Here is a 12,305-nt window from a genome sequence, read left to right on the forward strand (position 1 = left end):
ACTTCCCTGTTTTTTGGTGCTGGCCGCCTCGTGGCCTCAATCTCGTGTGCGACCGATTGTACCTTGGCAAGACGGTCTTCTCAGAATTCAGCGACCTTGCCCCACGCAGCGGTCTTCAGACGCTCGGGCCTATAAGGACGCGGATCGACAATAGGCTCGCTGCCCGTGATGATGTCGGCGATCATATGTCCCGCGCCGGGGCCAATCCCGAAGCCGTGCCCGCTGAATCCCGCCGCCAGGATGAAGCCCGGAATTCCCTCCACTTCACCGGCTGCGGGAATGCCATCGGGTGTACTGTCGATATAACCCGCCCAGACATCGGAGATCGCGACGCGTTGGAGTTCGGGGATCAATTCGCAGGCTCTTCCATATGTCAGCCGAATCTGTCCCATGTCGGGCTTCGGGTCGAGAATCCGGTTCCGTTCCATCGGCGTGATGTCGTCGAGGGCCCATTTGCGCAGGCTTTCATGGCCTTGACGCCAGCCCTCGAAGGCGCCCGGGGCCAGATTGCGCCAGCGGCGGGCGAACATGGGTACAAACTCGCGGCTGAACCTGAACTGCTGCGGCGTTGGATCGACACGCGCCCGCCCGCTGATCGCCAGCGCGTATCCACCGTTGCTGCGCCGCGTCAGAGAGACGCGCGTGGTATGCAGGGCATCCGGCAGGCTGTTTGCGCCGGGTGCCACGGCCAGAATGGACGAACGTACGGCAGCTTGCGGAAAACGCACACCAAGCTGGTTGCAGAAGGAAGAAGCCCACGCGCCTCCGGCCATGACAACGGTTTTCGTCCGTATGGTGCCCGCTTCGGTCACCACAGCGCTCACCCGGCCGGCGCTCAACTCCAGCCCGCGCGCCGCGCAATGCTGATGTAGGGTGCTGCCCGCCGCGATGATGCCGCGCGCCGCAACCGGCACTGCCTTGGAAGGGTCCGCCGTTCCGTCAGTTGGCGAGAACACGCCACCTTTCCATTTGCGGCCCGTCGCTTTGCCCCGTTCGGTGGCTTCTTCCGCGCTCAGCATGTGTGTGGTGACCCCGACCGTTCTCGCAAAATCGCGCCACTTTGCCCAGCCTGCCAGCTCATTTTCGTCTTGCGAGAGATAGAGGAGCCCGCAGCGGCGAAAGCCGGTGTCTTGGCCGGTCTCCTGTGCCACCTTCTCCCAGAGGTCGAGACTCTTGGTCGCCATCGGCAGCTCGCGCGCATCGCGGTTCTGCTGGCGGCACCAGCCCCAGTTGCGGCTGGATTGCTCGGCCGCGATGCGCCCCTTCTCGACCAGGGCGACCTTGAGGCCGCGGCGCGCCAGATAGTATGCGCTGAACACGCCCACCACGCCGCCGCCGATGACGACGACGTCCGCCTCGCGAGGGAGGGAAGGGCTGCAGTCGATGTGCATGAGCGGCGCGGACATGGATGGGACTCCGGTAATTTGAAGCATCCTAACCTCCCGCCTGCAGAGGCAGGCTGCGGAGTTTGTGCCTGGACGGAATTTCCTGCGTTTAGCAGCCCCCAGGACAGGCAATTATTGCGCGAAAAGTTCGCTGCGCGGGGCAAGCGGGAGTACACTTCACGCAGTCGCGTCATCTACGGCATGGGCAGTTCGGCACACGGCGCATTCGTCGACCTTGATCGGCAGCGCCTTGGCCGACATTGCGATGGGCCGTACGGTCACCAATCCGCTCAGCGGCATGGCCTGCACATGGGACCGATGTACACCGGAAAGCCTTGGTCCTATCCCTCATGGGCGCGTATTGCCGGATGAAGGATATGGTTGCCTGATTTCGGTTTCCGCGCCGAAACGGGAACAGAGTGAAATGCCGAACTGGATGTTCTTTTCAGAAGTTCCTGCCGCGCGAGGGCCAAGTTTCGAAGACTCTGCGGAAACAGAACAGTCAAACTGGCTGGAAGAACGGAGCAACCCTTCCTTATGGCAGGCAGGCTCCAGAGGACATCCGATAGGCAGGGCTTGCCCCTTCGGAGAGTTCTCCAAGAAAAGGGAACAGAGTCCGGTACACGGACCGGATTTCACAAGGGAGCCGCCAGGATGAGCAGAACCCGCCTCTTGCAGCCTCAGCGCGCGAAGCGCCGAGAAGGCCGGACTACGGCCGCTACGGTGAGGCGCTTCTGCCTAAAGGGCGATGATGCGGTCCGCAACAGGGTGGACGCGCTCGGTTGAAAGGGGAGGTGATCTCGATGGTCGCAAGCATCCAGGCTGTAGCCCCCCACGATGTGGCGCTTTCGGTGCGCGACCTAACGGTGAATTTGCCGCAAGGCATGGAACGGACCCATGCTGTCAAGAACATCTCCTTCGATCTGAAGCGCGGCCAGATCCTCTGCATCATAGGCGAGTCCGGATCGGGTAAGTCGGTCACGGCGAACGCGATCATGGGGCTTCTGCCAAAGGTCATCCGCCTCTCATCGGGTGTCATCCAGTTGGAGGGGATGAATATCGTCGGCATGTCGCCAGACAAGCTGCGCAATCTGCGTGGACGGGTCGTGTCGATGATCTTTCAGGACCCGCTCTCGGCGCTCAATCCCCTGATGACGGTTGGCGCGCAGATTGACGAGGCCATGGCCGCGCATGGCTTCGGCACACCACAAACCTGTCGAAACCGCGCTATCGAACTGCTCACTGAAGTGGGCCTGCCAGATCCCGAACTCATGTATCACCAGTACCCGTTCCGGCTTTCGGGCGGGCAGCGGCAGCGGGTCATGATCGCCATGGCCTTGGCGCTTGAGCCGACGGTGCTGATTGCGGACGAACCAACCACCGCGCTCGACGTCACCACCCAGGCTCAGATCCTGCAACTGATCCGTGACATTCAGCGGCGCAAGGGCATGAGCGTGATGTTCATCACCCACGATTTCGGCGTGGTGGCCGAGATCGCCGACAGCGTCGTGGTGATGGAAAAGGGCCATGTCGTCGAACAGGGCAGCGCCGGGCAGGTGTTGAAGTCGCCCAAGCACCCTTATACCCAGCGCCTGATTGCAGCCGTACCGCATTTGACCGGCGAAGATCGCCCTCGTCCGGAGGCTGCCAGCAAGGAGCCGATCCTGAAGGTTGAGGGTCTGGTGAAGACCTATCGAGGCGGCAGTGCGCTGTTCGGCGCGCAGCGGACTGTGACAGCGGTCAACGAGGTTTCGTTCGAACTCGCGCCCGGCCGCACATTGGGGGTCGTAGGCGAGAGCGGTTCGGGGAAATCGTCGCTGGGCCGGCTGCTGATCAAGCTGCTGGACAGTGACGGCGGCGGGATCTTGTTCGAGGGATGTGACATAGCCAAGCTTTCCGAAGCGAAGTTCCGCCCGCTTCGACCGCGGATCCAGATGATCTTCCAGGATCCCTTCGCTTCTCTGAACCCACGCTCAACCGTCGGCCACATCATGACGGTAGGCCCGATGGCGCACGGGATGCCTTATGTCCAAGCGCGCGATGAAGCGCGTGCGCTTCTGGCCCATGTCGGTCTCGATGCCGGCGCTTTTGGCCGCTACCCGCACGAGTTCTCGGGTGGGCAACGCCAGCGCATCGGCATCGCTCGTGCGCTGATGTTCAAGCCGAAGCTGTTGATCGCCGACGAGGCGGTCTCCGCACTCGACGTGTCGATCCAGGCGCAGATCCTGCAGCTTCTGGACCAGATCCAGCGCGAGACCGGCGTGTCGATGGTCTTCATCACGCACGACCTGCGCGTCGCCAGCCAGATCTGCGACGAAATCGCTGTGATGCAGAAGGGCCGGATCGTCGAGCGCGGGCCGCCCTCGCAAATATTCCTGAACCCGCAAGCAGCCTACACGCGCCAACTGGTAGCGGCAATTCCAGGAGAGCGGCCGGGCAATGCCCGTCCAGTAGCAGCAAACGCATAACAAATAACAAGAGAGGAACTACCATGACCAGAAATTCATCGACTACGTCCAACTACTCGAGGCGCGAAGCGCTGCGACTGATCGCGCTAGGTGGGGCTGCAGGCTTCATCGCGCCCAATCTGTTGGGCAAGCCCGCCTTCGCCAAGACCCCTGCTGCGGGCCCGGCCGGTCGCGTCGTCGTCGGCCTCTCGCAAGAGCCGACCGTGTTCAATCCGCTGATGGCGCATATCGAAGTCGATGACGCGGTCCATTTCTCGGTTTTCGATGCGTTGGTCCGCATGGATCCGCAAGGTGGCCTACATCCAAACCTTGCAGCCGAGGTGCCAAGCCAGAAGAACGGCGGCATTTCGGAAGACGGTCTCAACTGGCGCATCCGGTTGCGCGACAATGCCCGCTGGCACGACGGTGAGCCCTTCACGGCCGAGGACGTGAAATTCACCCTTGAACTCATCACGAACCCGAAGTTTCGCGCTTGGCGCACGAGCGGCCATTCGCTCGTGCAGGACATCACAGTGGTTTCGCCCACCGAGATCACATGGCGGATGAAGGAGGCTTTTGCGCCCTATCTTTCGTTCTTGGCCGAAACCTTCATCGTGCCCAAGCACATTCTGGAGAAAGAGGCCGATCCGAATACAGCCGCGTTCAACCAGGCGCCGGTCGGCACCGGCGCATTCAAATGGAGCCAGCGCGTCGCGGGCGATCACATCGAGCTCGTCGCCAATCCTGAGTACGCCGGCGAAGGTCCCTATGTCGAGCAGCTCATCTTCAAATACATCCCCGATATGACGGTGCTCTACACGCAGTTCAAGAGCGGCGACGTGGACCTGGTCGATCAGTCGTTCATCACCGCCGACCACTATACTGAAGCCCGCGAACTACCAGACCGCGTGGTGACACTGGAGACAGGGGCATCCCTGGAGTCGATCTACCTCAATTTGGGCCGCCCGCAGTTCAAGGAGTTGGCCGTGCGCCAGGCGCTCTACGCCGCGTTGGACAGGAAAGCGATCGTCGACACGATCTATTACGGCGTGGGCACGCTCACCGAGACCTTCATGCCGAAGGAGTCCTACTACTACGACCCGAACCTCCCGGTTCAGGAGTTCAATCTGGACCGGGCGCGCCAAATCCTTGATGAGGCCGGCTGGGTGCCGGGGCCGGATGGAATCCGCGCCAAGGATGGGGTGCGACTCTCCTTCTCCAACTCGACAACTTCTGGCAACAACCTCCGCGAGCAGACGCAGCAGTTCCTGCAGCAGACGTTTGCCGAGATCGGCGTCGAGATGACGATCTCGAATTTGCCGGCTGCAGTCATGTGGGGCGAGTTCTGGCTGAAGTCGCAATTCGACACCGCCATGGTGGGCGTCACCTATCTGATTGCCGCGGACCCCGACGCCACAAACCGGCTCCATACGAAGGCAATCGCCGCTCAAGGCGGACACGGTTCGAACACCGGGCAATATTCCAATCCTGAGGTCGATGCCCTGCTCGAAAAGGGTGCTCGCAGTTTCGATCCGGAAGAACGGCGCGGGATCTATAATCGCGTGCAGGAAGTGGTGCGCCACGATCTGCCCTTCCTGCCGCTGTTCGCCTACACAATCGTCCTCGGGCGCAAGAAAGGGCTGGACGGCTTCGAGCCCAACGCCAACACCCGCACCGCATCGTGGAATGCCGCGGCCTGGCAGTGGAAGGCCTAATCCACGCAGTTGCCGCCGCCCCGCCCGATTCCCCCGCGGGCGGCGGCAACAGACTAAAATGGTCAACCCACAACGGAGGACTCGAATGCGCGGCTTCCTGCTCAATCGCCTCTCGCAGAGCCTGGTGCTGCTTGTGATCGTTTCGATCATCGGCTTCGGGATTCTGAACCTCCTTCCCGGCGGCCCGCTCGCCCAATTTGGGCTCGATCCCGGAATGACCCAGCAGGACATCGAGCGGCTCAAGGGGTTACTGGGCCTCGATCGACCCATATGGATTCAATATCTGGACTGGGCATGGCGGCTGGTGCGGGGCGACTGGGGTCACTCCTTCCGTGACGGAGCGCCGGTCTTGAAGGTGATCGGTAGCCATCTCTTTGCCACGCTGCTGCTGATGGGGTCCTCAACCGCGATTGCGATCTCCATTGGCGCCTGGATCGGAATCCGGGGCGCCACGCGCCGCTACTCGCTGTTCGACTATCTCGCAACTGTCGGTGCCATGGTCGCGTTGTCGGTCCCTACCTTCTGGTTCGGCCTCGTCGGCATCTATATCTTTTCCCTGAAGCTGGGCTGGCTGCCCGCGGGCAATATGTCCGAGATCGGCGATGCCTCGATCCTGGGCTATCTCCACCATCTGATCCTGCCAAGTGTAGTGCTGTCGCTGGTCCATGTCGCGATCTGGAGCCGCTACATGCGGACGGCTACTCTCGACGCCATTAGCCAGGACTTCGTCAAGACGGCCAGGGCCAAGGGGTTGAGTGAACGCCGGATTCTGATGAAGCATGTCGTCGGCAACGCACTTTTGCCGATGATTACCTTGGCCGGGATGCAGCTTCCCAGCGTCCTCACTGGCGCGCTCGTGACCGAAACCGTCTTTACCTGGCCAGGAATGGGACGGTTGTTCCTCGATAGCCTTGGTTACAGCGACTATCCGGTCGTAATGGGGCTGCTGATGTTCTCCGCCATCCTCGTTCTGCTTGGAAACCTGATCGCCGACATTGTCGTCGCTATTGTCGATCCGCGCATTCGCCTGGCTTGAGCGCGCAACTTCCCCGACAGGAGACAGCCGATATGACCGCTCTCACCGCAAATGCAGCTCCAAGCCGATGGAGAAACAACCGCGCGGCACTTCGTTTCATGCGGCATCGCTTGGCGCTGCTCGGGTTGGCGATGATCATCTTCCTGAGCCTTGCTTGCGTCCTCGGCCCCCATCTCCTGCCCTATGACTCACTGTATATCGATCTGCGGGCCCGCTTTGCCTCCCCGCTGACGGGCTACCACTTTCTAGGCACCGATCCGCTTGGCCGCGACGTGGCGGCAAGGCTTTTGATGGCGGGACGAATCTCGCTGCTGGTCGGTTTCTTTGCCATGGTTTTGTCGACGCTCATCGGCACCCTGGTCGGCGTGATTGCCGGCTATCGGGGCGGCTGGGTCGGGGCCACGCTGATGCGCACGGTCGATGGATTCCTGTCATTCCCATCGATCTTTCTGCTGCTGGCGCTGGCTGCCGCACTGAAGCCCAGTCCTGTGATGATCACCGTTATTATCGCCCTCACCAGTTGGATGGAGGTTGCTCGTATTGTGGAAGCGGAGGTCCGCTCGTTACGCGAACGCGAGTTCGTCCTCGCCGGCCGAATGCTGGGGTTGAGCGGCACCCACATCATGTTCCGCGAGATACTGCCCAACGCCATGGGGCCGATTATCGTCGCTTCCACCTTGACGGTCGCGCGCGCCATTCTCATGGAGGCCTACATCAGCTTCCTCGGCTACGGGATCCAGCCGCCACTGCCCAGTTGGGGCAACATGCTGAATGGCGCCCAACAATATCTGGGCAGCGCACCTTGGCTGGCAATCATTCCCGGAGCTGCAATCACCATTGCGGTAACCAGTTTCAATTTCATCGGTGACGGGCTGCGTGATGCGCTCGACGTCCGAGACGACCACATCTGAAGTTTCACCGACCGCAGATCTTTACCCCTGCAATGCAGCGAGAAGTCAGCCACGTGCAAGAGCCTCATATCGCCGACAAGAGCACACCCTACTGGTGGGAAGCAGCGCCCGTCATGCCGCTGCCGCGGCAGCCAGTCGCAGAGAAGCTTGACGTGGCAATTGTCGGCGCCGGTTATGCCGGGCTTTCGGCCGGGCTTGTGCTGGCGCGCGAAGGGCGCTCGGTCGCAGCTTTTGATGCGATGAATCCGGGCGAGGGTGCTTCCACCCGCAACGGAGGGATTACGAGCGCAAGCATCCGGCCGGACTATGCCGCGATCACCCGGCGCTTCGGGGAAGAGAAGGCCATGGCGATCGAGGCCGAGGGCAAGGTCGCACGCGAATTCCTCTACGACTTCATCAAGACCGAAGGGCTCGACTGCGACTTCCGACTGGTTGGCCAGTTCAAGGGCGCTTTCGGATATGAACAGTATGGGAAGATGGCGCGCGGCGCCGAGACGCTGGCGAAGAAACTGGGGATCGAGTCCTACGCGGTTCCGCATGACGAGCAGCGAAATTATATCGGCACCGATTTCTACCGCGGCGGAACCGTTCGGATGGATATTGGCGGGCTGCACCCCGCAAAATTCCACGCTGAACTCCTGCGGGTGGCGCTCGCCTCCGGGTTGACGGTCCATTCGCATACAGTGGTCAAGTCGATCGAGAGGAACGGTTCGGGGTTCCGCGTCGCGACTTCGGCAGGGACGGTGGATGCACGGCAGGTTCTGGTCTGTACCAACGGCTATACCGACGGCGCCGCTCCCTTCCTGCGGCGCCGCCTGGTTCCGGTCCGCAGCCGGATCATCGTGACTGAGGAACTTGCGCCCGATGTCATGGCGCGACTGATGCCGAAGCTGATGACGATCACCGAGAACCGGCAACTCGGTTTCTATTATCGCCCGTCGCCCGACGGGAAACGTATCCTGCTGGGGGGCCGTGACAGTTCTCGCGTCGGCGATCCGGCGGCGCCGAAACTTCTCCTACGCAAGGGACTGGTGAACCTTTTCCCGGAGTTGGAGAACGTGCGCCTTTCGCATTGCTGGTTCGGCAATGTGGCGATGAACCGAGACATGCTGCCCCGCATCTTCGAGAAGGACGGTGTGGTCTATGCCTCCGGCTTCTGCGGTTCGGGCGTGGTCTGGGCGCCTTGGATTGGCATGCGTGCGGCCCACAAGTTGATGGGGCATGGCGAGCAGTCGCGCACTGCGTTCGACTTTCGACCGCCTTCGGCCGTCCCGCTCTATCGTGGCAATCCGTGGTTTATGCCGGCGATTATCCAGGGCTATCGGTTGCAGGACCGTCTCGCCTTCTGGCGCGCCAGCCGCTGATCGCCGGAAATATCACGTGGGTAACCCTTTGGCGTGCCCGCCGCAGACACGACTGCAGAGCGGGTCACCTTGTTGCCGGAGAGCACTCCGTCGAAAAATCCGTCGGGGCTGGGGCCTGTCGGTGCGAAGCTGATCAGCGGTGGGACGCCTTTGCGCGGATCAGCGCGTCGGCCATGTAGAGGTCCTGCAGGGAGATACCGGAACTGTCGAAGACCGTGATCTCATTGTCGAAGCGGCGTCCGGGCGCACGCCTTTCGATGACGTCGCCGATTGGTGTTACCGCAAGCACGCCTGCGTCGATCTCGTCGCGCACGTGTTGGAACTCGCCGATCTGGACGGACTGGGAAAGCAGATCACAAAACAGACGTGCCTTGGGAAATAATTCGCTCGGCAATTCGCGCTTACCCGGAGCATCCGACCCCATGCTGACGATATGCGTTCCGGGTCCCACCCAAGCGGCATCGAACAGCGGTTCGCGTGAGGGTGTCGCCGTCACCACGATGTCGGCCGCGCGCACGGCTTCTTCCGGCAAGGCAGCGCGCGCCTTCAGTCCCCTTTCGCCGATCTGATCGACAAAAGCGTCGCGCCGCGGCGAAGGCCGGGCCACAACCAGCACGGTTTCGATTGGGCGGATGCGTGCCAGCGCCATCACTTCGAAGCTCGCCTGGTTGCCCGCACCGAAGATCGCCAGAACCTTGGCTTGCTTGCGCGCAAGAAGATCAGCCGCAACCGCGTCGGCTGCGGCCGTCCTGTAGGCGTTCACCTTTCCGGCCTCGATTACGGCGCGGAGCCGTCCTGTATGCTGATCGAGCAGGACGATGGTCGAGTTGTGGCGGGGAAGGCCACGTGCCGGGTTGCCCGACCAGAAGGAGCCGATTTTCACCCCGGTCAGGTCGTCCGACGAACCGGATTTGATTGAGAAGGTATTGGTCGCCTCCTGTGCGCGCCCGAGAACAGCCGGAAAGACCCAGCTCTGCCGCGATGCTGCTGCCACGAGAGCCTCCCGCGCCGCCTCGAAGGCAAGTTCATGCGTGACAAGGGCGGCAGACTCCTCTTCGCTAATGTAGATCATCCAAACTTCCTTGTGAGCATCAAGCCGTTCATCGCTGCAGCGTGTTCCGGCATGGCGTGGTCAGGCCCGAGATTACATCGGTGTAGAGGCACGGACGTCACGCCGACCGGCAACCATGATGGGCGACGCAAGGTGGCAGATGAGTAGTTTTCACTCGATTTGCGCCATTTTGTATGCCGAGGGACGGGGTCAAAACGAATGATCCCGTCGAGTTAACAGGGCAAAACAGCAGGGAAATCTGCCTGGCAGGCGCGACTTTAAGGTCCGACTTCAAATCGACCTCGGACCAAGAGACAGCGTTGCACTTATGGCCCTCGAATATGAGAGAGACACCGTCAGCGCCCCGATCGAGCTGATGAACTTCGAAACCCGCCATGTGCCGGGCGCGCTGAAGCTGTCGCAGGAGATGGGCTGGCCCTATCGCCATGAGGATTGGGAATTTGCCGTGATGGTCGGCAATGGCCTGATCCTCGAGCGGGCAGGACAGCTGATTGGCACTGCCATGTCGTGGAATTACGGACATTCCTATGCCACGGTCGGGATGATCATAGTTACTGGCTCCGCGCAAGGCGGCGGCAACGGCGCCCGGCTCTTTGATGGCTTGCTTGAGGCGGCACACGGTCGCAACGTGCTGCTCAACTCAACCGAAGAGGGGCTGGCGCTCTACAAGCGACGCGGCTTCACTGGCTGGGGCACGGTGCTTCAGCACCAGGGCTCGCTGACTGCCGCCGTGACGCGGAGTACCCGCGACGACATCCGTCAAGCGACAGCCTCCGACCTCGCGGCGATCCAGGCCTTCGACGAATCGGCCACGGGCATGCCCCGGCTGGCGATGGTGGCTGCGCTCGCCGATGTGGGCAACGCATTGGTCATTGAGCGCAGGGGACGGATTGCAGGCTACGCTATCGCGAGGAGGTTTGGCCGCGGCTATGTCGTCGGCCCTTGTGCAGCCGAGAGCGACCAAGACGCGCGGCTTCTGATCCTGGCCCAGCTTTCGAAGCTTCACAATCAATTCGTTCGCATCGACGTCTATGCCGAGGATGGATTGGGCGACTGGCTTGAGAGCCTTGGTCTTCAGCGGTCCGGCAGTGCGACCGCCATGGTCAAAGGGCAGCGACCCGTCTCCGAGGGGCCAGCCCATATGTATGCGTTGGCAAACCAATCGTTCACTTAGGAAACGAACTTATGAACAAGAGGGCGGCAAACCTGGCAGTGAGCGAGACGGCTCGGACGATCGACGCCTTGGTCACTCCGGCGCTGCTTCTCGACCGTGGGCGGCTCGAGCGCAACATCCAGGGTCTGGCCGAGCGCGCCAAGAAGCTTGGCGTGGTGCTGCGCCCGCATATGAAGACGGCCAAAAGCATCGACGTCGCCCGATGCGCGTTCCACCGCGAACCCGGTCCGATCACGGTCTCGACCATCGCCGAGGCGGAGTATTTCGCGGGCCATGGCTTTCGAGACATGACCTATGCGGTCGGCATCTCGCCGGGCTCGGCCATGCGTGCCTTGGAGCTTTGTCGCCGTACTGGCATCGACCTGAAGCTGCTGCTCGATACGGTGGAGCAGGCTGATGCTTTGGCCGACGTGCGCCAAGCAATCGGCATGACGCCGTCCGTCTTCATCGAACTGGACTGCGATGACCATCGCGGTGGATTGAAGCCGGACGATCCCAAGCTGCTCGAGGTGGCCAACAGGGTCGTCGAGGCGGGCGCTAATCTCGTCGGCGTCCTCGCCCATGCGGGCGAGTCCTATACCTTGAGCACGCCCGAGGCGCTGATCAAAGCAGCCGAGAACGAGCGTTCGGCCAGCTTGCGCGCGGTCGAAACTTTGCGCGCACACGGCCATGCCTGCCCGATCATCAGCCTCGGTTCGACGCCGACTGCACACTTCGCCGAGAATCTAGAAGGCATTACGGAGTTGCGCGCCGGCGTCTACATGTTTTTCGACCTCGTCCAGCACGGGGTCGGGGTCTGTGCCATCGACGATATCGCGGTTTCCGTGTTGGCCACCGTGATCGGCGCCAAGCCGGAAAAGGGATGGGTGCTGGTCGACGCCGGGTGGATGGCGCTTTCGCGCGACCGGGGAACCGCAAATCAGCAGATCGACCAAGGTTACGGCGTGGTCTGCGACGAAAAGGGGCGGGTGCTTGAAGATGTGATCGTGGCCCAGGCCAGCCAGGAACACGGTATCCTCGCCATTCGTGCCGGCTCTGGAAAGTCCATGCCCGAGTTGCCGCTCGGGACTCGGGTCCGGATTCTGCCCAACCATGCGTGTGCGATGGCCGCCCAGCATGATTTCTACAGCGTCGTCAACGGGGACAGCCCCAAGATTGAAGCGCGTTGGGAGCGGATGCGCGGCTGGTAGGCGCGCAACTA

General features: G+C 61.9%; 9 protein-coding genes. 7 read left to right on the plus strand and 2 right to left on the minus strand.

Features of this window, described 5'->3' with window-relative positions; translation table 11 throughout:
• Nucleotides 1-80 precede the first annotated feature (80 nt).
• Nucleotides 81-1,406, minus strand: a complete 1,326-nt coding sequence (locus NKH23_RS19905; protein WP_352718814.1) for an NAD(P)/FAD-dependent oxidoreductase — start codon at nt 1,404-1,406, stop codon at nt 81-83.
• Nucleotides 1,407-2,188: 782 nt separating this feature from the next.
• Between NKH23_RS19905 and NKH23_RS19910 the strand changes: the two genes are divergently transcribed.
• The 5 genes from NKH23_RS19910 to NKH23_RS19930 all read left to right on the plus strand — a co-directional run bounded on the left by NKH23_RS19910 (nt 2,189) and on the right by NKH23_RS19930 (nt 8,858).
• Entirely contained in the window at nt 2,189-3,853 is a 1,665-nt protein-coding gene (locus tag NKH23_RS19910) for an ABC transporter ATP-binding protein (protein WP_353035218.1), read from the plus strand.
• A gap of 23 nt (nt 3,854-3,876) precedes the next feature.
• The gene (locus NKH23_RS19915) at nt 3,877-5,547 is read left to right on the plus strand and encodes a peptide ABC transporter substrate-binding protein (protein WP_352718816.1); all 1,671 of its coding nucleotides are present in this window, start codon (nt 3,877-3,879) and stop codon (nt 5,545-5,547) included.
• An 85-nt stretch (nt 5,548-5,632) separates the two neighbouring features.
• Nucleotides 5,633-6,583 (plus strand): ABC transporter permease, encoded by a 951-nt coding sequence (locus tag NKH23_RS19920; RefSeq protein WP_352718817.1) that lies wholly within the window; start codon nt 5,633-5,635, stop codon nt 6,581-6,583.
• A 32-nt stretch (nt 6,584-6,615) separates the two neighbouring features.
• A complete protein-coding gene (locus tag NKH23_RS19925) occupies nt 6,616-7,494 on the plus strand; it encodes an ABC transporter permease (protein WP_352718818.1) in 879 nt (292 codons plus the stop codon).
• A 32-nt stretch (nt 7,495-7,526) separates the two neighbouring features.
• Nucleotides 7,527-8,858: an NAD(P)/FAD-dependent oxidoreductase gene (locus NKH23_RS19930; protein ID WP_502909197.1), complete on the plus strand. Its 1,332-nt coding sequence runs from the start codon at nt 7,527-7,529 to the stop codon at nt 8,856-8,858.
• A gap of 133 nt (nt 8,859-8,991) precedes the next feature.
• On the opposite strand, the gene NKH23_RS19935 is transcribed toward NKH23_RS19930, so the two are convergent.
• Nucleotides 8,992-9,930 (minus strand): ornithine cyclodeaminase family protein, encoded by a 939-nt coding sequence (locus NKH23_RS19935; protein WP_352718820.1) that lies wholly within the window; start codon nt 9,928-9,930, stop codon nt 8,992-8,994.
• A 376-nt stretch (nt 9,931-10,306) separates the two neighbouring features.
• On the opposite strand from NKH23_RS19935, the gene NKH23_RS19940 reads away from it, so the two are divergent.
• Both NKH23_RS19940 and NKH23_RS19945 read left to right on the plus strand, forming a co-directional pair.
• Nucleotides 10,307-11,104 carry a GNAT family N-acetyltransferase gene (locus tag NKH23_RS19940; RefSeq protein ID WP_353035222.1) on the plus strand — a complete coding sequence of 266 codons (798 nt, stop codon included), beginning with the start codon at nt 10,307-10,309 and terminating at the stop codon, nt 11,102-11,104.
• An 11-nt stretch (nt 11,105-11,115) separates the two neighbouring features.
• A complete protein-coding gene (locus NKH23_RS19945; RefSeq protein WP_352978105.1) occupies nt 11,116-12,294 on the plus strand; it encodes an alanine racemase in 1,179 nt (392 codons plus the stop codon).
• Nucleotides 12,295-12,305 lie beyond the last annotated feature (11 nt).

This window comes from Mesorhizobium sp. M1328 (assembly GCF_040318075.1).
GTDB lineage: Bacteria > Pseudomonadota > Alphaproteobacteria > Rhizobiales > Rhizobiaceae > Mesorhizobium.

What these genes read in the sequence shown, in the direction of transcription:
- NKH23_RS19905 (WP_352718814.1), bottom strand. Translation starts at nt 1,406, where the DNA reads ATGTCCGCGCCGCTCATGCACATCGACTGCAGCCCTTCCCTCCCTCGC.
- NKH23_RS19910 (WP_353035218.1), top strand. Translation starts at nt 2,189, where the DNA reads ATGGTCGCAAGCATCCAGGCTGTAGCCCCCCACGATGTGGCGCTTTCG.
- NKH23_RS19915 (WP_352718816.1), top strand. Translation starts at nt 3,877, where the DNA reads ATGACCAGAAATTCATCGACTACGTCCAACTACTCGAGGCGCGAAGCG.
- NKH23_RS19920 (WP_352718817.1), top strand. Translation starts at nt 5,633, where the DNA reads ATGCGCGGCTTCCTGCTCAATCGCCTCTCGCAGAGCCTGGTGCTGCTT.
- NKH23_RS19925 (WP_352718818.1), top strand. Translation starts at nt 6,616, where the DNA reads ATGACCGCTCTCACCGCAAATGCAGCTCCAAGCCGATGGAGAAACAAC.
- NKH23_RS19930 (WP_502909197.1), top strand. Translation starts at nt 7,527, where the DNA reads ATGCAGCGAGAAGTCAGCCACGTGCAAGAGCCTCATATCGCCGACAAG.
- NKH23_RS19935 (WP_352718820.1), bottom strand. Translation starts at nt 9,930, where the DNA reads ATGATCTACATTAGCGAAGAGGAGTCTGCCGCCCTTGTCACGCATGAA.
- NKH23_RS19945 (WP_352978105.1), top strand. Translation starts at nt 11,116, where the DNA reads ATGAACAAGAGGGCGGCAAACCTGGCAGTGAGCGAGACGGCTCGGACG.